The organism is Aeromonas sobria (genome assembly GCF_006243315.1).
In the GTDB taxonomy this organism is placed as follows: domain Bacteria; phylum Pseudomonadota; class Gammaproteobacteria; order Enterobacterales; family Aeromonadaceae; genus Aeromonas; species Aeromonas sobria_A.
This window is the reverse complement of the sequence record NZ_NKWE01000031.1, coordinates 10875-34883: the sequence shown is the minus strand read 5'-3', so window position 1 is coordinate 34883 and position 24009 is coordinate 10875. Positions and strand designations below refer to the sequence as shown.

19 protein-coding genes are annotated in these 24009 nt (G+C 56.6%); 5 read left to right on the top strand and 14 right to left on the bottom strand.

The features are described 5' to 3' along the window. Positions 1–224: 224 nt before the first annotated feature. The 3 genes from CF137_RS10400 to CF137_RS10390 all read right to left on the bottom strand — a co-directional run bounded on the left by CF137_RS10400 (position 225) and on the right by CF137_RS10390 (position 3433). A complete protein-coding gene (locus CF137_RS10400) occupies positions 225–512 on the bottom strand; it encodes a hypothetical protein (RefSeq protein ID WP_139718940.1) in 288 nt (95 codons plus the stop codon). Between the two features lie 144 nt (positions 513–656). Then, the gene (locus CF137_RS10395; protein WP_139718939.1) at positions 657–2423 is read right to left on the bottom strand and encodes a hypothetical protein; all 1767 of its coding nucleotides are present in this window, start codon (positions 2421–2423) and stop codon (positions 657–659) included. Between the two features lie 176 nt (positions 2424–2599). Then, on the bottom strand, positions 2600–3433 hold the full coding sequence (locus CF137_RS10390; protein WP_139718938.1) for a hypothetical protein: 834 nt from the start codon (positions 3431–3433) through the stop codon (positions 2600–2602). Positions 3434–4525: 1092 nt separating this feature from the next. Here CF137_RS10390 and CF137_RS10385 point away from each other — a divergent pair. Continuing rightward, the gene (locus tag CF137_RS10385; RefSeq protein WP_139718937.1) at positions 4526–5878 is read left to right on the top strand and encodes an 8-oxoguanine deaminase; all 1353 of its coding nucleotides are present in this window, start codon (positions 4526–4528) and stop codon (positions 5876–5878) included. 131 nt (positions 5879–6009) lie between these two features. Here the strand turns inward: CF137_RS10385 and CF137_RS10380 are convergent, their stop codons facing one another. The 7 genes from CF137_RS10380 to CF137_RS10350 form a co-directional block, all read right to left on the bottom strand. Further along, positions 6010–6834, bottom strand: a complete 825-nt coding sequence (locus CF137_RS10380) for a substrate-binding periplasmic protein (RefSeq protein WP_139718936.1) — start codon at positions 6832–6834, stop codon at positions 6010–6012. 132 nt (positions 6835–6966) lie between these two features. Next, positions 6967–7713 (bottom strand): substrate-binding periplasmic protein, encoded by a 747-nt coding sequence (locus CF137_RS10375; RefSeq protein ID WP_139718935.1) that lies wholly within the window; start codon positions 7711–7713, stop codon positions 6967–6969. A 94-nt stretch (positions 7714–7807) separates the two neighbouring features. Then, positions 7808–8326 (bottom strand): GDYXXLXY domain-containing protein, encoded by a 519-nt coding sequence (locus CF137_RS10370; protein WP_139718934.1) that lies wholly within the window; start codon positions 8324–8326, stop codon positions 7808–7810. After that, entirely contained in the window at positions 8323–9327 is a 1005-nt protein-coding gene (locus tag CF137_RS10365) for a DUF4401 domain-containing protein (protein ID WP_139718933.1), read from the bottom strand. The genes CF137_RS10370 and CF137_RS10365 overlap by 4 nt, the downstream gene beginning before the upstream one ends. Further along, positions 9320–10258 (bottom strand): DUF2157 domain-containing protein, encoded by a 939-nt coding sequence (locus CF137_RS10360; RefSeq protein ID WP_139718932.1) that lies wholly within the window; start codon positions 10256–10258, stop codon positions 9320–9322. Before CF137_RS10360 ends, CF137_RS10365 begins: the two co-directional genes overlap by 8 nt. A 177-nt stretch (positions 10259–10435) precedes the next feature. Next, positions 10436–10993, bottom strand: coding sequence for a TMEM165/GDT1 family protein (locus CF137_RS10355; RefSeq protein WP_101325115.1), 558 nt, complete (start codon positions 10991–10993; stop codon positions 10436–10438). A gap of 261 nt (positions 10994–11254) precedes the next feature. Then, the gene (locus CF137_RS10350; RefSeq protein WP_139718931.1) at positions 11255–11584 is read right to left on the bottom strand and encodes a translation initiation factor; all 330 of its coding nucleotides are present in this window, start codon (positions 11582–11584) and stop codon (positions 11255–11257) included. Between the two features lie 119 nt (positions 11585–11703). On the opposite strand from CF137_RS10350, the gene CF137_RS10345 reads away from it, so the two are divergent. From CF137_RS10345 to CF137_RS10335, 3 genes are read left to right on the top strand one after another with little or no spacing between them, the layout of a single operon-like run. After that, on the top strand, positions 11704–11931 hold the full coding sequence (locus CF137_RS10345; protein ID WP_042018966.1) for a FeoA family protein: 228 nt from the start codon (positions 11704–11706) through the stop codon (positions 11929–11931). Then, positions 11928–14198: a Fe(2+) transporter permease subunit FeoB gene (gene feoB, locus CF137_RS10340; protein ID WP_139718930.1), complete on the top strand. Its 2271-nt coding sequence runs from the start codon at positions 11928–11930 to the stop codon at positions 14196–14198. The genes CF137_RS10345 and feoB overlap by 4 nt, the downstream gene beginning before the upstream one ends. Beyond that, a complete protein-coding gene (locus CF137_RS10335; RefSeq protein WP_043819323.1) occupies positions 14195–14434 on the top strand; it encodes a FeoC-like transcriptional regulator in 240 nt (79 codons plus the stop codon). The genes feoB and CF137_RS10335 overlap by 4 nt, the downstream gene beginning before the upstream one ends. Positions 14435–14543: 109 nt before the next feature. Here the strand turns inward: CF137_RS10335 and CF137_RS10330 are convergent, their stop codons facing one another. Together CF137_RS10330 and CF137_RS10325 are read right to left on the bottom strand one after the other, a co-directional pair. Continuing rightward, positions 14544–15194: a DUF2913 family protein gene (locus tag CF137_RS10330; protein ID WP_139719003.1), complete on the bottom strand. Its 651-nt coding sequence runs from the start codon at positions 15192–15194 to the stop codon at positions 14544–14546. 78 nt (positions 15195–15272) lie between these two features. Beyond that, positions 15273–16568 carry a DEAD/DEAH box helicase gene (locus CF137_RS10325; protein WP_162515606.1) on the bottom strand — a complete coding sequence of 432 codons (1296 nt, stop codon included), beginning with the start codon at positions 16566–16568 and terminating at the stop codon, positions 15273–15275. Positions 16569–16855: 287 nt separating this feature from the next. On the opposite strand from CF137_RS10325, the gene CF137_RS10320 reads away from it, so the two are divergent. Further along, positions 16856–17434, top strand: coding sequence for an O-methyltransferase (locus CF137_RS10320; RefSeq protein WP_139718929.1), 579 nt, complete (start codon positions 16856–16858; stop codon positions 17432–17434). Between the two features lie 79 nt (positions 17435–17513). Here CF137_RS10320 and CF137_RS10315 read toward each other — a convergent pair whose 3' ends face one another. Both CF137_RS10315 and gltB read right to left on the bottom strand, forming a co-directional pair. Then, positions 17514–18929: an FAD-dependent oxidoreductase gene (locus CF137_RS10315; protein WP_139692545.1), complete on the bottom strand. Its 1416-nt coding sequence runs from the start codon at positions 18927–18929 to the stop codon at positions 17514–17516. Between the two features lie 12 nt (positions 18930–18941). Further along, entirely contained in the window at positions 18942–23399 is a 4458-nt protein-coding gene (gene gltB / locus CF137_RS10310) for a glutamate synthase large subunit (protein WP_139718928.1), read from the bottom strand. Positions 23400–24009 lie beyond the last annotated feature (610 nt).

Here is a 24009-nt window from a genome sequence, read left to right as displayed (position 1 = left end):
CAATATGGGAACTGTTTGAGTGATAGAAATAAAAACCACAGCCTAACTCTTGGTAAGGTGCGAATAAATATCTTGCCCGTAAAGATTGAAAACTTTAGCTATTTAATATTAATTGCTTAGTGAGGTGCATTTTTGTGTAGACTAACTTATTCGAATTTTCTCTAAAATGTGCAGCGAAGCGGAACAGAGCAAGCATTACGGTGACCAACGTTTTAAATGCCTTGTTATATGCCGTTTTGCTTACGATATGAAGCATAACTTTTTAAACCGAATACAACAGTTAAAAATAGGAAAAGTAACGGAATGAAATAATACAGCCAATTCAATTGTTCAAAAAAAGCATTAATTGGCTTGCCAGAGGAACTTTGTTCTATGCTGGAAATCCAGTTATATGCATGGTAAGTGAGATACGCAAGCAGAAGAGTAATAGCGACTCCAACTTGCCAAAAGTATCCAGTAAGCTCCCATAATTGCTCTAACAGTTCTTCTAAATTTGAATGTCTACGTCCCATGTAGGTTTCTCCTTTGGTATATAACGCCCTGTTACGGGGTGAGCAACGCAATAGAAAAGCCGCCGCAAACCACCTTAATCACTTAAACCAACGCATAGTGAAAATGCCACGCGTTGCGAATCACTCTTAAATTTTTTGTTAGGGCTATGGTTTACATAATATGTGAGCTTGCACGCCAAAATCTTTACATGAACTTATAAGCGTATTTATTAGCCAGATTAACTGCACATAGTGTGGCTTACATTTTTGACCTAAAACCAATTTATTTAATTCTCCTGTCAACTTGGCCTTACTCAAAAAAGGTGTTGCAAGTACAATTTTCTTTATTGAATTAGGGTTTTGATTTACAGCATCGAGGGCTACTTCTAAATCTTGCCAATTATTGGCCCCAGTGACCCTACTAATATTGGTACTCTCATAATTTTTGTGCCACTCATTATCATATTTATTTTTAAATAGTTGCTTTTCAGCTTGAGTTCTACCAATATTTTTTAATGCTTGAGCAACTACGTCGTGGAAAGCACTAGCACCATACGTGTCTTTATTAGTATATTTTGAATGTATAAATGAGATAGACGGAATATGACTATTACTATCTATAGCAATATGATCGGCCCATTCATCATTCATGTCATCACAGATAACAATATTATGAGGAGAACAATATTGATCTTCAACTTTCCTAAATAGAGAGTTAACAGGGAATCTAGTTAAATTTGTTGCATGTGGCTTTTCTTTTTCACTGGAGACACCGTTAAAATCATAACCATCATCAAATATATTAAGTATAGAGTGAATGTTATTCAATAAATGCTTATCTTCAAAGCATGACTTCGAATAATATGAGTAATTTGGAGAGTCGAACACAGCAGAAAATGGCTTTTCTTTATTTATATATGTACCAAGTGTATAGCTATTCGTGCTATTTTCAGTAACTAAAATCTCATTGAGAACCCGATTTTTAATTGTAATTAAGTTCTTTGAATATAAAACCTTACCGGATAAAGCTTTACCTTTAACTTTCAATACGTCACCGTCAACTAAAATAGGGGATTTTAATTGATTAAAAATATTATTTATATCTTTTGAATTTAACTGACTGCCATCAGCCTTACTTAAGACAACTTGTCCATCTAGAAACTTGGTTTCTATTTCACTCAAATCAATAAGAATTGCCACAACTTTATGCCCCAAACCTATAATATCCTTCAAGCAAATAGGGGCCGCAAAATTACTAAGAAACTCACTTTGGTTTGTAGTTACCTTGATTTCATCTTTAGTTTCAATCGCCCAGTCGATTAGTCCATCAAATGTTGACTTTTTATCTCTATGGCTAACTCTCGAAGTACTTGGAGTTAGAGTATATGAGTCTTCGCCAACTCTCATTCTGAAGTTGCTTGGGATTGAACGACTGGACGAATTAGATGAGACAATACCATTCAAGCTTTTAGCTTCTAATGAACGGGATCTAATAACCGCATTTGATATGCTCATATTTTTCATGGTGACCCTTTCATATTCTGGGCTTTTATCACCATGAAAATGACAGAATTTTTCGTAATCAAATTCATCTATAAAAGAAGAGAAATGTTTTTCTGGCGAATCAACATATTTCGTCAAAATAGCTAATGCATCATCACATTCTATTAATAACAAATAGGCATACTTTTGTTCTTTAACAGAAGTCCCTGCTAAAAATGAAGGCTCCGCTTCTATCTTGTATGCAACAATAGAGTATATAACTTGATTTCCAGAAGCTGTTGTATAGTTTATTTTAGACTCGTTTAGAAGGTAGTTACCTACACGTTCTTTAGATATTTCTTTGAATGTATCTTTAATAGACCTCTTCGTAAGTGGCTTATTCAGCTCATAAAACTGAACATTCTTGCTTAGACTTAAATTACCAATCATTTTACTGTAATCCCTTCATGTACGACTAAACTCGCAGAATAGCCCTAACGCCCGCCTAAGGGGCTGGCAACGCATTACACTAAACTCAAACACAACAACCGAAACCACCGCGGCTCAATGGGACTGGACACGCCACGCGTTGACAGTCCCTCTTGAGGCGTTTGTTAGGGTGCGAACTACAATACTGTGATGGCTCTTTTCTGATGCTCAATTGAGCAGCGTGTATTACAGTCTGCTCCTATAAATACCCCATCGTAACGAAAATGCTCAATCACATATCCTTTTGACCACTTAAGCTCAGTCTTAATGTCATAATTTCCATTACCTAGTTCAATTCGGCTTTTACGTAAAATAGATGACTCAGGGATTTCAACATGGTATTCATTAATTGGATAAGGTGTATTCGAATTTCGAACCGAACCCTCTTCATTTACTTCAAAATAGAATACAGCACCATCATCGAGCGTCACATCTACATGCAACCATCCATCTTTCATCATGTACTTAAACTTAGAATCAAGAGACTCATAAAATCGGCCATCATCTGGAGTCCATGACTCTTTAAAGTCAGGTCCATGTATAGGGTAATTACTAGAGTCACCAGATTTTGCATATCCCTCTAAGATTTTTCGAACTGCTTCTTGTTCATTTAGGACTAACTCGACTTTCTGTAGCAACAGATCTGCGTTAAACACTACTTCAGGTAGAGACTCATGTTGACGCTTCATTTCTTTCAATACATCGACAGTATATTGAGCAACATTGTCTGTTTCTTTATGGTGAGCATGGCACAAAAAAAGCAAATTAGATTCAGATCTACGTTCTTCATCTGTTTGATTTTCATTATATCTTTCACCACCTTTCTCAGCTGCTTCAATATGGCAAAGTTGAGCAATATATTCACCATTCTCATTTAAGATCGTGTGATCACAGCCGGGAAAAGCACACTGATTCTTTGAGAGAATGCATAGCTTTTTAATAACTTCGATTTTGGGAGATTTTCTGGCCATTAGTTACTCATTTTAGAACGATTTATTTAGATGTTTTTGACAAATAATTTTAATTGAAGCAATGCTGAAACATTACAAAATGTTGATAGCGCCCTAACAGTGATTAGATAGAAGGCGGCACTAATCCAATAGCAGAGACTTCCATATAACTCCGTTATGTCCTGATAGTTGCCACGAAAAAAAATAAAATTAAATCAAAATATTACCCATCTATCTCTGATGCTTGAATGTATTCGCTTGACCTCCTCTTTTTACTCCACTATTTCCACTGTATAAAAAAACAGTTCAGGAGCCAGTTATGGAGGGTACCGCCAAACCCCGTCTGCGTGAAAAGGTCAGGACAGTGATGCGTTTGCATCAGGGCCGTAGGTTCGATTAGCGAAGCGTAATCGGACGTTCGAGAAATAAGGTGTTATTACGGTGAAATACTCACTATCGGGCCTTCAATATAAAACCATTCCCCGATAGGGATATGTGCCGTTTGCCGCTCTGCTTACCATGATTTTTTCACCTATGCAGCCATGTAGTGCCGTAGGGTGCAATGAACGAAGTGAATTGCACCTCTATTCGACGTGGGTTTGATTGCGGAAACAGGCTTTGAGGATTTCGCCATGCGCTTCACCCACAAGGGGAGAGGGATGGTTGCCGCGGACGATTACGCTGCGCTACTCGACCCTACGCTAAAGTCGCTACCGCCCCTGGCTGTCGCTGCCACATTGCGCCGTTGACCATTGATCACGAGAAGGGGGCCAACAGGCGCCGCTGGATATCTTACGGATTCATTGAGCGCTTAACTATGGCGGCCGTCACGCAACTATCAGAAACCGTAGGTTTTTTTGCGCTGGCACAAACTTTTATTAATTAGTGATTGGTCAATGGCTGTTGGGGCTTTGTACTGGCAGGGCTGCGTGGTGACGCCGCAGGGGAGGGGCTATCACCTTGATTTAAAACGAGGCTCACAGATTTTTCGCCGCTGCCGGGTAGACTGGGGCCACTGCGGCGCTGCGCCGCCTCTGGATCAGCAGACAGGGGATAACTGAGCTGGCTCACCTTTATGTTGCACCGCATGTGTTACTGATGGAGGCGTCGGCCATGTCCGCTACCCGTATCTGGATTAAAAACCCCCTTGCCACCTTTACCCCCGAGGCCGTCGATGGTCGCGGCGGGCTGGTGATTGAAAACGGCCTGATCAGCGAAGTGCTGGCGGCGGGCCAGCAGCCTGCCCGGCCATGCGATCAGCTGTTCGATGCCCGCGACCATGTGGTGCTGCCGGGCCTTATCAATACCCACCACCACTTCTACCAGACCCTGACCCGCGCCTGGGGGCCTGTGGTCAATCAGCCGCTCTTCCCCTGGCTCAAGACGCTTTATCCGGTGTGGGCCAGATTGACACCGGACGCGTTGGCGCTGGCAAGCAAGGTGGCGATGGCGGAGCTGTTGCTGTCGGGCTGCACCTTGGCTGCGGATCATCACTACCTCTTCCCGCGCGGGATGGAAGAGTCCATCGATATTCAGGTCGAGACGGTGCGTGAGCTAGGCATGCGCGCCATGCTGACTCGCGGCTCCATGAGTCTGGGCGAGGATGACGGGGGCTTGCCGCCGCGCCATACGGTGCAGGGGCAGCAGCAGATCCTCGATGACAGCTTGCGGCTAGTGCGCCGCTACCACCAGCGCGGCGCCGGGGCGCAGATCCAGATTGCCTTGGCCCCTTGCTCCCCCTTCTCGGTGACCGAGGAGATCATGGTGGAGAGCGCCAAGCTGGCGGCCGAGCTCGATGTGCGGCTGCACACCCATCTGGCGGAGACGCTGGATGAGGAGGCGTTCTGCCTCGAGCGCTTTGGTCTGCGCACCGTCGATTATCTGGAGAAGGTGGGCTGGCTCGGGGATCGCACCTGGCTGGCCCACGGCATCCACTTCAATCCGGACGAGATGGCGCGGCTGGGGGCGGCGGGCACCGGGGTGTGCCATTGCCCGGTCTCCAATATGCGGCTCGCCTCCGGCATCTGCCCGACGCTGGATCTGGAGGCGGCCGGTGCGCCGGTGGGGCTGGGGGTGGACGGTTCTGCCTCCAACGATGCCTCGAACCTGATGCAAGAAGCCCGTCAGGCGCTCTATCTGCAACGGCTGCGTTACGGCGCCGAGCGCATTACCCCGCGCAAGGTGCTGGAGTGGGCGACCCGTGGCTCGGCCAAGCTGCTGGGGCGCGGCGATCTCGGTGAGCTGCTGCCCGGCAAGCAGGCGGATCTGGCGCTGTTCAAGCTCGATGATCTGCGCTTTAGCGGCAGTCACGATCCCGTTGCGGCCCTTATTTTGTGCGGCGCCGATCGGGCCGATCGGGTGATGGTGGGCGGCAAGTGGCGGGTGGTAGATGGCGCTATCGAGGGGCTGGATATCGGGGAGCTGATCGCCCGTCACAAGGTGGCGGCGGCGCTTGTCCGTGGTTGAACGTGAAGGACTGGAATAGCTAAATAGGTAAGAACACGCAGGCCGTGCGCGATTGAGTGCGGCGAGCCATAAAGCCAGAGGGGTCCATATCGGGCCCCTCTGCATTGGTGGAGTGGGAAAGGTGAGGGCGGTTAGTTGGTCGCTCCGGTGCTGGCGGGCTCACTGCTGGCCGGTGCCGCGCTGGTTGCCTCACTTTTGGCTGGCGCAGGAGCTGGTGCCGGGAAGTATTTGCTGTGCAGCAGTGGGTATTCGCCGCTGGCCAGTACCTGGGTCAAGCCGGTCTGGAACTCTCTGACCAGCTCGTCGCTCACCGGATGGCTAAAGGCGAAGCAGAACTGCTCTGAGCTAAGCACCCACTGCTCCTTGAAGCGGGCGGGGTCGAGTTTTTGCTCGACGATCAGCTGCTCCATGGTGGTCTTGTTGGTGGAGACCAGATCGACCCGGCCTGAGGTGAGCATTTTCAGCGCTTGAGCCAGCCGGTTAGCGGCCATCAGCTTGGTCTCGTCAAAGCCGTTGTTGAGCAGCAGTTGCTCCCCCACATCGGCCCGCACCGCCCCGATATTGAACGCCTTGGCATCGTCGAGCTTGGTGATGGTGATATTGCGCTCGGCCAGCCCCACCAGCACGATCTCGGCATACCCGATGGGGCAGGCCCACTTGAACAGGGGGTCCCGCGCCTGGGTGCGAGCGGTGGAGAAGAGCACCGCATTGGGCTTTTGGGTCAGCAGGTAGTAACCGCGCGCCCAGGGCATGATGGTGACCGGCTGCGGCGGTGTGCTGGTCTTCTGCCACACCAGTTGCAGCAGCTCGACCGCGAAGCCGGTGGGGGTGCCGCTGGCATCGGCGTAGTTGTAGGGTTTGTACTCTTCGGTGATGTAGTGCAGTTTGCCGAGCTCAGGACTCGCTTGTGCGAGGGTGGCCAGCAGCGCTCCGGCTAATCCAATCCATGTTTTCATCTTTGCCATCCTGCTCAACGGAATCCTTATGCTCAAGTGTGACCATGCTGGCCGATTTCGCCACGGTAGCGGGAGATGTTGCCAAAACAGCTGCGGGATGTCAGTGACATCCCGCAGGGCAGGGATCAAGGGTTAGCGCACCGGCAGGTATTTGGCCTGCAGTTTCCGATACGCCTCCGAGGCGAGGGCGCGGGTCAGGGCCTGTTGAAACAGGGCGATTTCGCTGTCGGGCATCTGGCGGCTGAAGGCGTAGCAGAGCTGCTCGGCGCTCAGCAGCATGGCCACGTTGAAATCGTCGCTATTGAGCTTGAGTTCGCGGATGGCGTCGTATCCCGCCAGCTTGCTGGTGGCGAGCAGATCGGCGCGGCCGGAGAGCAGCATCTTCAACCCCTGGGAGAGGCGGTTGGCCGGGATGATGTTGTTGTCATCCATGCCGTTGTTGAGCAGCAGCTGCTCGGCAGCATCGGCGCGCACGGCGCTGATCTTGTACTGGCTCATCTGCTCGAAAGCGGTCAGCTTGATGTTCTGCGCTTTGCGGCCCAGCAGGATGTACTCCGAGTAGCCGATGGGGCACACCCACTTGAAGAGATCTTCCCGCGCCTGGGTGCGGGCGGTGGAGAAGAGCACCACATTGGGTTTCTGGGTTAGCAAGTAATAACCTCGCGCCCACGGCAGGATGCGCACCGGCTGGGGCGCAACGCCGCTGTTTTGCCAGATCATCTGCAGCAGTTCGACCGCAAGGCCGGTGGGCTGGCCTTGCGGATCGCTGAAGTTGTAGGGGGGATACTCTTCGGTGAGGTACTCAAGTTTGCCAAGATCAGCCCGGGCCGTTGCGGCCCAGCAGAGCAGTACAAGATGACAGATCAACCATATCCTCATTGGGAACTTCCTTAGCGATCAACCTTCTCTTGAGTGTGATCACTAATAACCCAAATCGCCACTCGCTGCTGGTAACGGGGTCCGGGCTATCCCGTTACCAGCGGGCGCGAGGCGTGCCTATGGGCTGATACGCATCATCCCGCAATCCCACCAGCAGTGTCTTGCCATCGGCCTGTAGCCGGAACTCGCCGTAGCGGGCTGCCTCGTACTGCGCCCCGGTGCCCTCTTCAAAGAAGTAGGCATCGGGGCCGATCTGCCACTGCCGTTCGCTTTGATGCACTTGCAATAGCCGCTCATGGCTGGCGAGTTGATCCGGTTTGCCATCGGCCACCAGGCTGGCCACCTGATTGGCATCGAGGCGGATCACCAGGGTATCGCTGCCGTTGTCTTGAGTAGCACGGGCGGGGCTGCTGGCCAGCTCGCGGGCAATTTCATAGTTCAGCCGCATGTAATCCCCCTGCATCAGGGAGCGGGGATCGACCGGTGCGAGCCGCAGTAGCACCACTTCGCCGCTGCTCATGGCGCGCTCATAGCGCCAGACGGTGGCATTGATGCCTGCCAGGATGGCGAGGCCGCTCAGCAACAGGGCGAGTTGTCGGGTGACGGGTTTCATGAGTCGCTCCTTGCCGCGAAGGTGGTGAGCAGCTGGCGGGCACCCAGCAGCAGGATGCCGGAGCCCAGCAGCAGCCAGGATTTGGTCATCAGGGTGAGCCCCAGATCGTAGTAATAGAGAGAGCCATAACCCAGCAGCAGCAGGGCAGAGAGGGTCATCAGACCCAGACTACCGGCATAGAAGCCGAGGAGCAGCACCAGTGCGCCCGCCCCCATGCCGGGGATGATGGCGCTGAGCAGCACCAGCGGCAGGCCAAACAGCAGGGGGACCCTCAGTTTCACCATCACCGCCAGCAGCATGGCGGCGCAGAGCAGCGGATTGAGCCAGAGCGGCAGGCGCGAAAGCCCCAGCTCGTCGAGCACGCTGCTGCCGCCATCCCACAGCGGGTGGTGCAGACGGCCCAGCACCAGCAAGGAGAGGGCCAGCCCCAACGTAATGGAGTGATAGAGCGTGTGGCGCTCTGGGTCGCTATCTGCCCGCAGCCAACAGAATGTGATGGCCGCCATCACCAGTGGCAGCGCCAGCAGTTGCAGCCCGAGGCAGGCGAGGCCCAAGGTCAGCAGCAGGGCCGCCGCCACGCTGTGAAACAGCCGCACCAGCCAGTGATCGAACAGCACGGCGATGGCAAGCGACAGCAGGCACAACCCAAACCAGAGCAGGGCGTGATGGAGATCCAGCTGATCGAGCAGGCCATAGAGCAGCCAGGCATCGGCCGCCAGGGTGAGGGCCAGCACGAACTGATCCCACAGATCGCCGCGCTGGCTGCGATTGAGGGCGTAAGCCCCCGCCAGCAGCACGGCCCCCAGCAGCAGGGCGCTGTTGGCCTCGCGGGTCAGCTGCTCGAAGGTGAGAAACAGAAAAAAGAGCAGAAACAGGGCGGCAATCCAGCCCACCAGCCCCAGCATAAAACGGCTCGACCAGTGAGGCTGGGTGTCACGGGGCATCTCCCCTTCCACCAGATTGGCCTGTTGCAGCGCTTGCCAAAGGGTGTGATCACTCATGAGACCTCCGTTGTTGTTGCAGCCAGCGGGCGGCCGCGACCGAGAGGCCGATGGCAATGAGGCTGAGCAGCAAAAAGCCGTTGATATCGGGTTCCATCCATTTACCAAGGGTGGCGAGGATGACGGCAATCAGGCTGAGGCACCCCATGGCGAGTCCGGCGATAAATTTGTGGTGCCAGAGGGCATAGGCGGCCGCCAGCCAGCCAAGCCAGAGCGGCCACACCAGCGGGGAGGCGGCATCAAACAGTGCCAGCAGGGTGAGCAGGGTGGCCCCCAGACCTGCAGCCAGGCCAGCCAGCCAGCTTGGCATCAGGCGCCAGCGGGCCGGTGCCAGCAGCAGCAGGCCCCAGAGGGCGGCGTTGAGCAGGGTCAGGCACCAGCCCAATCCCTCTTCATTGAAGGTAAAGAAGATCGCGAACAGGCCGAGCCGCCAGTAGAGCACCAGCGCCACTTGTCCTAGTAGCCAGCTCAAGGTCCAGAGCAGGGGGCTTTGGCCAAATGCCGCCAGTGGCACCAGCATCAGCGCCCAGGTGGCGAACAGCTGCCAGGGATCGGCACCGGTCTGGTAGGTCTGGCCCACCAGCGCCAGCAGGGCGCCGATATTGAGGGCGATGGCCAGCAGCAGCGCCTGACGGGGAGTATCCCCCAGCGGTTTGCACCACAGCAGAAGCAGCATGGCGAGCAGTGGTGCCTCCAGCAGGGCGAGGCGGGATACCCGGCCCAACTCTTGCCAGTTGAAGGCGACGAAGAAGATGAGGCCAGCCCCGATGCAGAGGGCGCCGAGCCACAGCAGCAGCCGGTCAAACAGCCACTGCCAGCGCGCCGGGGCAGGAGGCAAGTCAGCAAGGGTGCGAGCGGCAGCCAGCTTTTCTGGCGCCAGCCGTCCCTGTTTGACCCATTCGAGTAGCGTCTCTCTTGATACGTTGTGCATGGGGGGGCTCCACGAGGTTTGCCCCATTATGGCATGGCACACCTGATAGAGGGCAATGCCCCTTGGCTGTACGGCATAGGCGCTGCGACACAGCCCAACGCAGTGAGATGGCGGGATGACAAGACGCAAACAAAAAAGCCCTCCACAGGGGAGGGCTTGGTCACCGGGCAAGGGCTGTCAGGCAAAGATCAGGGTGCTGATCCCGAGGCCGACGAAGAGGCAGGCGCAGGCGATGCGGATCCCCTTGAGCGGCAGCTTGTCTGCCCCCAGCTTGCCGATCAGCACCACAGGCACGTTGGCCAGCATCATGCCGAGGGTGGTACCGGTAATGACCTGCACCAGCGAGTCATACTTGGCGGCCAGCAATACGGTGGCGATCTGGGTCTTGTCACCGATCTCGGCAATAAAGAAGAGCACGAAGGTGGCCATAAAGGGGCCGTATTTATCCAGCGAGCTCTCCTCGTCATCCATCTTGTCCGGCACCAGGATCCAGACAGCCATGGCGATAAAGGCCACCGCTACCAGATAGACCATGATTTTGGGATCGAGCCAGCGGCTGATGAACTCGCCAATCCAGGCGGCGCCCGCATGGTTGAGCAGGGTAGCTGCGAACATGCCCGCGATAATGGGCCAGGGCTTGCGAAAACGACAGATGAGCAGTAACGCCAACAGCTGGGTTTTATCGCCGATTTCGGCAATGGCGACGCTGAGGGTTGAGGTTAACAAGGCTTCCATAAAAATATGACCGGGGGACGGAATTGTTATAAACCAGAGACAAGCCTGCGCCATCCGTCCCCGGTATTGGCACTGGCCCGTCAAAGGTCTTGTCAAATCCATGACTGGCATGGATCACCCTGACCATGGTGAGTTGGCACCAAGTATGTTGATCAGGGTCGCTGCGCGGTATTCATGCAATGCATGGAACCGGCGTGCGAGACTACTCCCCCTCGATGGGAGCGGGCATTCTAGGGAAAAACCGCAGGGGTGACAAGGGGATCAGCCACCCACCAGCTTGACGCTGAAACCGGCTTTTTCCAGTTCGGTTTTGATCAGATCCCGTTTATCCCCCTGGATCTCGATGATCCCCTCTTTGATCCCGCCACCGGTACCGCACTTTTTCTTCAGCAAGGTGGCCATGGCTTTCTGCTGTTCGGTGGGAACGCCATGAATGGTGATCACCCCGGCGCCCTTGCGCCCCTTGGTCTCGCGGCGAATACGCACGGTGCCATCGGCAGGGAAGGGGGAGGCGGATTGGGGAGCGCTCTGCTCCTTGATGATGCCGCCATCTGTGCTGTAAACGAGGCGGCTGTTGTTGTCGTGACTCATGGCAATACTTTATCGGTTAGCTAAGCGGAGTTTGATTTTACTCAAATAAAAGTTGAAGACACAGCATATAATGCCTCGAGTAAAAGCGAATTATTATTGTTTAACTTCAGGAGTCAGTCATGGTACTCACGCAGTTGTCACCGGGACAGAGTGCTCGCATCAAAAATATGAACCAGTTGTCCCGGCCGCTGCGCCGCAAACTGATGGTGATGGGCCTGTTGCCTCAAACTGAAGTCATCTATCTGCGGTCTGCCCCCTTGGGGGATCCGCTCCAGATCCAGTGCCAGGGGATCTGTCTCTCCATGCAAAAGAGCCTTGCCGAGCAAATTGAGGTCGAGCCAGTATGAATTATTCCCTAGTCACGGTCGGTAACCCCAATAGCGGCAAGACCTCCCTGTTTAACGCCCTGACCGGTGCCCGCCAGCAAGTGGGTAACTGGAGTGGCGTCACCGTCGACAAGAAGATGGGGGAGTTCAGCGCGGGTGAGCATCACTTCAAGCTGATGGATTTGCCCGGCATCTATAGCCTGGCCAGTCAGGATGGCAGTCTGGACGAGCAGATCGCCAGCCGCTTTGCCCAGAGCCAGCAGCCGGATCTGCTGCTCAACGTCATCGACGCCGCCAATCTGGAGCGCTCCCTCTACCTCACGCTGCAACTGCGCGAACTGGGGCTGCCCATGGTGGTGGTACTCAACAAGTTGGATATCCTGGACAAGCGCCGCATCGTCATCGACGAGCAGCTGCTCGGTAAATCCCTCGGTTGCCCGGTGGTGGCCCTCTCTGCCCACAACAGCAAGCAGGTTGCGGCCTTCAAGCAGCAGATCCAGCAGTTTATCGGTCAGCCACAAGCGGCCTTGCAGCTCGATTACGGTCACGACCTTGAAAAAGATCTGGCGGAGCTGGAGACCCTGCTCGCCCCGCACCACCTCACCCCCCGTGGCCGCGCCTTGCGGCTGCTGGAAGAGGATGCGGTGATGCAGGAGACCCTGTTGCCCGGTCAACACGCTGCGGCCAGCAATGTGGTGACCCGTGCCCATCAGGGGCAGGATATTGACCTGCAACTGGCGGATATCCGCTACGGCCATATTCATCTGTGGGCCAGTCAGGCGAGCCAGCAGAAGGGCAAACTGACGGTGGCCCAGAGCGAGTGGCTGGATCGGCTGCTGCTCAATCGCTGGATTGGCATTCCCTTCTTCCTGTTTGTCATGTACCTGATGTTCATGTTCGCCATCAAGGTCGGCAGCGCCTTTATCGACTTCTTCGACATCATGGGCGGCGCCCTGTTTGTCGATGGGGTTCACCACCTGCTGGGGTTGGTGAATGCCCCCGAGTGGCTGGGCGCCATTGTGGCCGATGGCTTCGGGGTCGGATTGCAGACGGTTGCCACTTTTATTCCGGTGATCGGTTGCCTCTACCTGTTCCTGGCGGTGCTTGAGAGCTCCGGCTATCTGGCCCGCGCCGCCTTCGTGGTGGATGCCCTGATGCGCCGCCTTGGCCTGCCGGGCAAGGCGTTCGTGCCGATGTTGATGGGCTTTGGTTGTACCGTGCCGTCGGTGATGGCGACCCGTACCCTCAACTCCGAGCGGGAGCGGTTGATGACCTCGGCCATGGCCCCTTTCATGTCGTGCGGTGCCCGTCTGCCGGTTTACGCCCTGTTTGCGGTGGCCTTCTTCCCGGAATCGGGTCAGAACCTGGTGTTCGGTCTCTACCTCATCGGCATTGTGGTGGCGGTGCTCACCGGCCTGTTGCTGCGTAGCACCCTGCTGCCGGGCAAGAGTGACTCCATGCTGATGGAGATGCCGGACTACGAGTGGCCGCGTCCGGTCAACGTCGGTATCAAGACCTGGCAGAAGCTCAAATCCTTCGTCTTTGGTGCCGGTAAAACCATCGTGCTGGTGGTTGCCGTGCTGAGCGTGCTCAACTCCCTCGGCACCGATGGCAGCTTCGGTCATCAGGATCAGGAGAGCTCGGTGCTGAGCAAGGTCAGCCAAATGGTTACCCCTGTGTTGCATCCCATCGGTGTGCGCGATGACAACTGGCAGGCCACTGTCGGTATCGTCACCGGCATCTTCGCCAAAGAGGCGGTAGTGGGTACCCTTAACAGCCTCTACGCGGGCAAGAGCGGCGACGAGGAGGCGAGCGAGTTTTCACTGGTGGCCAGCTTCCACGAGGCCATCGATGCGGTCGCTACCAATCTGGCGGAGATCAACCCGAGCGACCCCATGGGGCTGGCTGTCGGTGAGCTGGATGATCAGCAGGCCGCAGCCGACGCGCAGGAGGTCGATGTCTCCACCTACGGCAATATGCAGACCCACTTCGATGGTGCCGCCGGTGCCTTTGCCTATCTGCTGTTCGTGCTGCTCTACATGCCTTGCGCCGCCGCCATGGGCGCGCTGGTGCGCGAGACCGGTCGTCAGTGGGCGCTGCTGACCGCTGCCTGGTGCAACTACATGGCCTTTATGTGTGCCACCGTCTTCTATCAGGTCGCCACCTTTGCCGCTCACCCCGAACAGAGCCTGTTCTGGGTGGCGAGCTACGGCCTCTCCCTGCTGCTGCTCTGGTGGGCCGGTCGCCGTCACGGTGACATAGTCGCCCGCAAGGTGGTGACTTTATGATCCTGCGCGAGCTGGGGGATTACCTCGCCGCGCAGCAGAAGGTGAGTCGGCGTGAGCTGGCTCGCCACTTCCACACCTCGGAAGATGCGGTGGAGGCCATGCTCGGCGTCTGGATGCGCAAGGGGCGGGTCATCAAGCGTGAAAGCCGGGTCTGTGGCGGCAGTTGCTGCGGCAAGAGCGAGGAGGTGATGTTCGAATGGTGTGATGCGGGTCAGATTGGGTTCAAGATCCGCTAAACAGCCGCTACACCTCATCGGGTGATGACGGAGCACCAGCTATTGAACAATAAAAAACGGCAGATCCCTTATTCAGGATCTGCCGTTTTTTTCATGCCAAGCAACCGGTTCAGGGGCGCTGGCGAGCCTGCGCCAACAGCGCCAGCGCCGGTTGGGCGTTGTCCGGCATCAACCGGTAGGCCTTGTGATGCTTGACCAGGGTGGTTTTCTTGTTGCCCTGACTCAGCAGCAGCCCGTTAGCAAAGGCGGCTTCGGCCAGTACCTTCTCGTCACCGCGCACATAGAGGGTGAGGGGTTTGAGCAGTTCACCCGCCTCGATATGGCCCTGATACTCGCTGGCACTGATCACCACGCTCGGCTGGCCGTCGGATTGCAGCCGCAGCTTGGCGTTGATCTCGCTATCGGTTAGCACTTGCCAACCGGCCTCTTCCAGGGTGGCCAGCAGGGCGACCAGCTTGGCCCCCAGTTGCTGCGGTGTCGCCATGGCGCACTGATATTGAAACGCGATGCGCTCCAGCAGTCCCTTGAGGTCGGCACCGGCACCCAGGGTGCGGCCAAGCTGCACCCACTCTTTCAGATCATCCATCACCAGACGGGAGAAGCGCTTCTCCTTGAGGGAGTCCGCCATCCAGGTGCAGAGAAAGTGGCTCTCTTGCGCCGGCGTGCGCTTGCCCGCTTTCTGCTCGGCGGTGCGCGCCAGCTCCGCCAGGCTCTGGCTGGCCATCTCGAGCAGGGCCTGATTATAGCAAGGAGGGGTCATCATGGATCCTCGGGAAATAACAGAGATAGCAAAGGCGCCAGTGGCGCCTTTGCGGTTCAATAGATCAGCCAGCGCGCCTTATTTCGGCTGACGGGGCTTCTTGGCACTCGCCAGACGCTTGAGGCGTTGGCCTTGCAGCTTGCTCTCGGCCATTACCTGTGCCACGGCGTTATCTTCACGCTGCGGGCGCTTACCGAAGCGGCGGCGCTCTTGCAGCTGCTTGATCAGCTCGTCGCGGTTGCTCACTTCGTAGCCCGGTACCATGATGCGGCGGATCTTCTGGCCGATCAGGGCCTCGATCTCCAGCAGAGTACGCTCCTCTTCGCGGCTGACGAAGGAGATGGCCATGCCATTCTTGCCAGCACGACCGGTACGGCCGATGCGGTGCACGTAGTCTTCCGCCAGGAACGGCAGATCGTAGTTGACCACATACTCCAGATCAGGAATGTCCAGACCACGGGCGGCCACTTCGGTGGCGACCAGGACCCGAACCTTGCCTTCCATGAATTCGCGCAGGGCGCGGCGACGGTTGCCCTGGGCTTTCTCGCCATGGACTACGGCGGACTTGATGCCGTCGAGGTTCAGCTCATCGATCAGCACATCGCAGCTCTCGCGGGTACTGGCGAACACCAGCACCTGCTGCCAGTTCTGCTTGCCAATTAGCTCTGAAAGCAGCTCGCGCTTGCGCTTCTGCTCGACCGGATAGACGGTGTGGCTGACGGTATCGGCGGTGGAGTTCTGCTTGTTGACGCTGACGATCTGCGGGCGGTCCAGCATCAGGTTGGCCAGCTTCTTCACTGCATCGGAGAAGGTAGCGGAGAACAGCAGGTTCTGACGGGTCTTGTTGACCGCTTGCAGGATCTTCTGCACATCGGCACTGAAGCCCATGTCGAGGATACGATCCGCTTCGTCCATCACCAGACACTCAACGCCGGAGAGGCTGAGGTTACAGGCGGTGAGGTGTTCCAGCAGGCGGCCCGGGGTGGCCACAATGATGTGAGCGCCCGCTTTCAGCTTCTTGGCCTGCACATCCTGCTTGCCACCACCCACGATGGTGATGGTGGTGATATCGAGATACTTGGCGAAGTCATTGATGTTGCTCGCCACCTGAGCCGCCAGTTCGCGGGTCGGGGTCAGGATCAGCACCCGGGCATTGGACGGCTGGACCGGAGCCGGATTGTCTACCAGACGCTGCAAAATAGGCAGAGCGAAGGCGGCGGTCTTGCCGGTACCGGTCTGGGCGCTGGCCAGCACATCGCGGCCGCGGCGAATGGCCGGGATCGCCTGTTGCTGCACAGGGGTCATCTCCTGATAACCGCAATCTGAGACAGCACGCAAAATCTCGGGGGCAAAATCGAACGATTCAAATCTCATAATGGGTTCCTGTGTTCCAGCTGGGCTGTGTTTGGCTTGGTTAGCTCGGCATGAGCGAGACGGAGGTTGTAACCACCGACGGCTGCGCCTGACATCAAGTCAGAGAGAGAGCCGGAAAATGGCGGGCGCGAAGTGTAACAGATAGACGGCATAATTTCTGCCTCAAATGGTTGTCCTTTTCTCATCCTTGCGGTCTGAATGGCGTTTAAAAGCAATCATTTGACTCTCAAAGGCCAAGCCAACAGGATAGAGCGAGCGGTTTTTGGCAAGGACGAAAGGGGGTATCGATGGAACTTGAACGGTTAAAACACCAATTGGAGCAGCTTGGTGAACGCAATGATCGCCAGCAGCAGGAACGTAGCCGCAAGCTGCTCAACATCACCCGTGACACGGGGGAGCTGCTGGCGGTGCTGGTGCACACTCGCGGGGCGCAGGCCGTGCTGGAGATCGGCACCTCTAATGGTTACTCCACGCTTTGGCTGGCCGATGCAGTGCGTCGGCTGGAGGGGCACGTTACCACCATTGAGCTGGATGAGGATAAACGTGCGCAGGCCCGTGACAATTTTCAGCGGGCGGGACTGAGCCCCTGGATCACCTTGCTGGCAGGGGATGCGGGTGAGGTATTGCCGACCTTGCCGCAAGCCGGGTATCAGCTCATCTTTCTCGATTCGGATCGCCAGCACTACCGGGCATGGTGGCCGCAGATCCGCCGCTTGCTGGCGCCCCGCGGCCTGCTGGTGGTCGATAACGCCATCTCCCATCGCAGCGAGATGGTGGAGTGGATGAACGAGGTCACGCAGGACCCCGCTTTTGCCACCTCGCTGGTGCCGGTCGGCAAGGGGGAGTGGCTAGTGGTGCGTTTGTAGGGAATGGGGGGCTGCAAAAAATCAGCCCCGCATTGGCGGGGCTGATTGTGAGAGAGCATCATGGCCGTGGCCGGTCAGATCAGACCGCCAGGTAATCCATGATCCCCTCAGCCGCCTTGCGGCCTTCGTAGATGGCGGTCACCACCAGATCGGAGCCGCGCACCGCATCGCCACCGGCAAACACCTTGGGGTTGCTGGTCTGGAACGGGAAGTCCGCTTGCTCACTGGCTTTGATCCGATCCCGGCTGTCGATTTCGATGTCAAACTCGGCCATCCAGGGCTGCGGATTGGGTTGGAAGCCAAACGCCATCACCACTGCATCGGCGTTTAGCACCTGCTCTGAGCCCTCAATCAACACCGCATTGCGGCGGCCATTGACATCTGGTTCGCCCAGCTCGGTACTCACCACCTTGATACCGACGGTGCGGCCGCTGGCATCCAGCTCGACCGCCACCGGCTGCAGGTTGAACATGAATTCGACCCCCTCTTCGCGGGCGTTCTTCACCTCCCGCTTGGAGCCCGGCATGTTCTCCTCGTCCCGACGATAGGCGCAGATCACCTTGTCAGCACCCTGTCGGATGGCGGTGCGCACGCAGTCCATGGCGGTATCGCCACCGCCCAGTACCACTACCTGCTTGCCGGCGAAGTCGATGTAGTCGGCTTGCGCCTTTTCAAAGCCCAGCAGCCGGTTGGCGTTGGCAATCAGGTAGGGCAGGGCGTCATAGACCCCCGGTGCCTCTTCGTTGGCAAAGCCACCCTTCATGTACTTGTAAGTGCCGACCCCGAGGAAGACTGCATCGAACTCGCCGAGCAGGTCGGCGAAGGTGACATCTTTGCCCACTTCGGTTTCGAGACGAAATTCGATGCCCATCCCCTGGAAGATCTCGCGCCGACGTTGCATCACCTCTTTTTCCAGCTTGAAGGAGGGGATACCAAAGGTGAGCAGGCCGCCAATTTCCGGATACTTGTCAAACACCACCGGGGTGACGCCGCCCCGCGCCAGCACATCGGCGCAGGCAAGGCCTGCGGGACCGGCACCGATCACCGCGACCCGCTTGCCGGTCTTGACCACCTTGGAGAGATCGGGCTGCCAGCCCATCTCGAACGCCTTGTCGGTGATGTACTTTTCGATGTTGCCGATGGTCACCGCGCCGAAGCGATCATTGAGGGTGCAAGCCCCTTCACACAACCTGTCTTGCGGACAGACCCGGCCACACACTTCCGGCAGGCTGTTGGTCTGGTGGGCGAGCTCCACGGCTTCCAGAATGCGCCCCTCTTTGGCCAGTTTTAGCCAGTTGGGAATGTAGTTGTGGACCGGACACTTCCACTCGCAATAGGGGTTGCCGCACTCCAGGCAACGGTCAGATTGCATCTGCACCTGGGCCTGGTTGAAGGGTTCGTAGATCTCGACAAACTGGATCTTGCGGATCTTGAGCGGCTTCTTGGGCGGGTCGACCCGCTGGACATCGATAAACTGAAATACGTTCTGGCTCATAGGGTTCCCTCCTTATTGCGCCTGGATTCTGAGTTCTGCACTGGAACGGCTGGTGTGGCCCAACAGCGATTTGACGTCGCTGGATTTGGGCTTGATCAGCTTGAACATGGGCACAAAGGCATCGAAGTTGGCCAGGATCTCTTCGGCGCGCGAACTGCCGGTTTCATTGAGGTGTTCGGTGATGATGCCGCGCAGGTGCTCCTGATGAATAGCGAGACTCGCCACCTCCAGCAACTCGACCAGCTCGGGGTTGGTGCGTTTAGCGAAGTTGCCGCACTCATCGAGCACGTAGGCAAAGCCGCCGGTCATGCCTGCCGCGAAGTTGACGCCGGTCGTGCCGAGAATGGTGACTATGCCACCGGTCATGTATTCACAACCGTTGTCGCCAATCCCCTCGACCACCGCCAGCGCGCCGGAGTTACGCACCGCAAAACGCTCGCCAGCGGTACCTGCGGCGTAGAGTTTGCCGCCGGTGGCGCCGTAGAGGCAGGTGTTGCCGATGATGGCCGCCTCATGGGATTTGAAGGCCACGCCGACATGGGGTTTGACCACTAGCTTGCCGCCGGTCATCCCTTTGCCCACGTAGTCGTTGGCATCACCCGTAAGGATCATCTCAAGGCCACCCGCATTCCAGACGCCAAAGCTCTGGCCTGCGGTGCCGTTGAAGTGCACCTTGACCGGATCTGCGGCCATCCCCTGATTACCGTGACGCTTGACGATCTCGCCAGAGAGGCGCGCACCCACCGAGCGGTCGGTGTTGCGGATGTCGTAACGGAACTCGCCACCGCTTGAGGTTTCCACTGCTTCCAGCAGATCGTCCACCATCTGCAGGTTGAGCGGCCCCTTATCGAAGGTGGGGTTGTGCTGCTGGCTGAACAGGCTGGAGCCTGCCGGTGCGATGGGTCTGGCCAGAATGCCCCCGAGATCCAGCTTGGCCTGACGGGCGGTGAGGCCGGGCAGGGCCTCAAGCAGATCGGTGCGGCCAATCAGATCGGTCAGCTGGGTGACGCCCAGCTGGGCCATCAGTTCACGGGTCTCTTGTGCGATGAACTTGAAGTAGTTCATCACCATCTCCGGCAGGCCGGTGAAGTGTTCGCGGCGCAGCTTCTCATCCTGAGTGGCAACGCCGGTGGCGCAGTTGTTGAGGTGGCAGATCCGCAAGTATTTGCAGCCGAGTGCCACCATGGGGCCGGTGCCAAAGCCGAAGCTCTCGGCGCCGAGAATGGCCGCCTTGATGATATCGAGGCCGGTCTTGAGACCGCCATCCACTTGCAGCCGTACCTTGTGGCGCAGGCCGTTGGCGACCAGCGCCTGTTGGGTTTCAGCCAGACCCAGCTCCCACGGGGAACCGGCATATTTGACCGAGGTGAGGGGGCTCGCGCCAGTGCCGCCGTCATAACCGGAGATGGTGATGAAGTCGGCATAGGCTTTGGCGACGCCGCAGGCGATGGTGCCCACGCCGGGCTCGGAGACCAGTTTCACCGACACCAGACAGCTCGGGTTGATCTGCTTGATGTCAAAAATAAGCTGGGCCAGATCCTCGATGGAGTAGATATCGTGGTGCGGCGGTGGGGAGATCAGGGTCACGCCGGGCACGGAGTAGCGCAGCTTGGCGATCTGGGCGGTCACCTTGTCGCCGGGCAGCTGGCCACCTTCGCCGGGCTTGGCGCCCTGAGCCACCTTGATCTGCACCACATCGGCGTTCATCAGATAGTGAGGGGTGACGCCAAAGCGACCGGATGCCACCTGCTTGATGCGGGAGTTCTTCTCGGTGCCAAAGCGCTTGGGATCCTCGCCACCTTCACCAGAGTTGCTCTTGCCGCCGAGGCGGTTCATGGCAATGGCCAGCGCTTCGTGGGCCTCTGGCCCCAAGGCGCCGATTGACATGGCGGCGGAGTCGAAGCGGGGGAAGAGGTCCTCGGCAGATTCCACTGCACTCACGTCCACCGGATGGTCGACTTTTTTCAACGCCAGCAGATCACGCAAGGTCGAGACCGGGCGTTCATTGACCAGCCGGGCGTATTCGAGGTAATCGGCGTAGTTGCCAGAGCGCACTGCGGCTTGCAGGGTTTGCACCACATCCGGGTTGTAGGTGTGGTACTCGCCGCCGTGGACGAATTTGAGCAGGCCGCCGTGACTGAGGGGCTTGCGTTGCAACCAGGCCTGACGGGCCAGATTGTGCTGATCTTGCTGGATGTCGCTGAAATCGGCCCCTTGAATGCGGCTCGATACCCCACGGAAACAGATCTCAACCACCGACTGGGCAAGCCCCACAGCTTCAAACAGCTGTGAGCAGCGATAGCTGGCCACGGTACTGATGCCCATTTTGGACATCACCTTGTAGAGGCCTTTATTGATGCCGTTACGGTAGTTGACCATCGCCTGACGCAAGGTCATCTTCAGCACCCCTTCTTCAACCTGCTTGGCCAGGGTTTCATAGGCCAGATAGGGGTAGACGGCAGTGGCGCCAAAGCCCAGCAGTACCGAGAAGTGGTGCGGGTCGCGGCAACTGGCGGTCTCTACCAGAATGTTGGCGTCACAGCGCAGGTTGTTATCAACCAGAGTGCGTTGCACCGCGCCCACCGCCATGGCGGCCGGGATCGGCAGGGTGTCGGCGCTGATATCGCGATCTGACAGCACCAGCAGCACTGTGCCACTCTTGGCGGCGGTTTTAGCCAGCTCGCAGATGCGAATGATGGCCGCTTCCAGCCCCTCTTCGGGCTTGAAGTTGAGACTGATCACCTGATGGCGATAGTATTCCCCTTCCAGCGCCAGCAGCTGATGGAAGTCGGAATAGAGCAGGATTGGCGACTGGAACAGCACCCGGTGGGCGTGGCCGAAGGTCTCGTTGAAGACGTTCTGCTCGCGACCGATACAGGTGGCCAGCGACATCACGTGGTTCTCCCGCAGCGGATCGATAGGTGGGTTGGTCACCTGGGCGAACATCTGGCGGAAGTAGTCATACAGGGTCCGTTGACCGGACGAGAGCACCGCCATCGGGGTGTCATCCCCCATGGAACCGACCGCTTCCTGACCGTTCTCAGCCAGGACCCGAATGATCTGATCCAGCTCTTCGAAGGAGTAGCCGAACAGCTTCTGATAGGTTTTCAGCTGGTCATCGGCAAACTCGCGGCTGCCGGTCTGGTTGTCATCCATCTGCTCGAATGGCACCAGTCGGGTGCAGTGCTTGTCCATCCACTGCTTGTAGGTGTGGCGGCTCTTGAGATCGTCGTCGATCTCGAAGCTGGTCCACACCTTGCCGTTGTGGGTATCCACCACGAACAGCTCGCCCGGGCCGACCCGGCCTTTCTCCAGCACTTCATCCGGGGTGTAGTCCCAGGTGCCGACCTCGGAGGCCAGGGTGATGAACTTGTCCTTGGTGATGACGTAGCGGGCCGGACGCAGGCCGTTGCGATCCAGTGCGCAGGTGGCGTAACGGCCGTCGGTCATCACGATACCGGCAGGGCCGTCCCACGGCTCCATGTGCATGGAGTTGAAGTCATAGAAGGCGCGCAGGTCGTCATCCATGTTCGGGTGCTTTTGCCATGCAGGCGGGATCAACAGGCGCATGGCGCGGAACAGGTCCATGCCACCGGCGAGGAACAAGTCCAGCATGTTGTCGAGACTGGAGGAGTCGGAGCCGGTGGTGTTGACGAAGGGGGCTGCGTCTTGCAGATCCGGAATGAGCGGGGTGGCAAACTTGTAGCTGCGCGCCTTGGCCCACTGGCGGTTACCGGCGATGGTGTTGATCTCGCCGTTGTGGGCCAGATAGCGGAACGGCTGGGCCAGTGGCCAGCGCGGGCTGGTGTTGGTGGAGAAGCGCTGGTGGAACACGCAGATCGCTGCCTGCATGCGAATGTCGGCCAAATCGAGATAAAAGCGTGGCAGATCCACCGGCATGCACAGCCCTTTATAGACGGTGACCAGGTTGGAGAGACTGACCACATAGAAGTAGTCATCGTTGATGCGCTTTTCGATACGGCGACGCACGATATAGAGGCGCCGCTCCAGATCCTGTTCAACCCAGCCGGGAGGCGCGTTGACAAAGACCTGTTCAATACTGGGCAGGGAGGCTTTGGCGATAGGGCCGAGCACATTGGTATCGACGGGCACTTTGCGCCAGCCGACCAGACTCAGGGTCTCCTTTTCCAGCTCTTCGTCGATGATGTCGCGAGTCTGCTGGGCCAGGACCGGGTCGGGGTTGAGAAACAGCATGCCAACCGCGTATTTGCGGCCAAGGTGCCATCCTTTCTCCTCGGCGACCGCTCTATAAAAGCTGTCGGGTTTTTGCAGCAGCAGACCGCAGCCATCGCCGGTCTTGCCATCGGCGGAGATCCCGCCGCGGTGTTGCATGCGAGCCAATGCTGACATCGCGAGACGGACAAGTTTGTGGCTGGCTTCCCCTTCCATGTGGGCCAACAGGCCGAAGCCACAGTTATCCCTCTCCAGCTTTGGATCATATAGTGACATTGCATTTCTCCCTTGCTCGGCCTTCCATCGCACAGCCATCAACTGACTGCATAAATTGCGATTGGCTCTTGTGGTTCCGTCTGCCTGACGTGGCGAATCTCCAAACTAATGGGATTTTCTGACGAGGTCAATCGCAGGTCAGGTTTGTCTCGATGGTTACATTCTCATAACAAAATGTCGAAGTAGAGGGGGTAATTGGCTGGAATGGTGCGATTAATCTGCTGAATATGATGTTTGTGGTGAAATATGTTGTCATTGGGGAGTTCAATGGTGCGCTTATCGACCGAGGGTGAATGTAGTAATTTTACCAACCCGGCTTGGTCGACAGCGGAGGTGATCACATTTTCAATATTGCAGGCTTGCAATTGTGTGTTGTCCGGTCTCTTTGGATTTTTCATTGTTCAACAGTGAGTTATCAGGTCTCATTTTCATATTGGCGTTTCTTGCCGGGGCGGGCCAAAAGCGGCATAACTCAATCTTTTGCGCTTTTTCTCGATATTTATTCAAAATTGACCGGATATTTATATGTTTACCCTCTCCGCTAGCTTGATCCAGCTCAGCGCCTGTTTTGCGCAAGCTCGTACAATGGCGCTCCTTTAGCGGAGGTGCC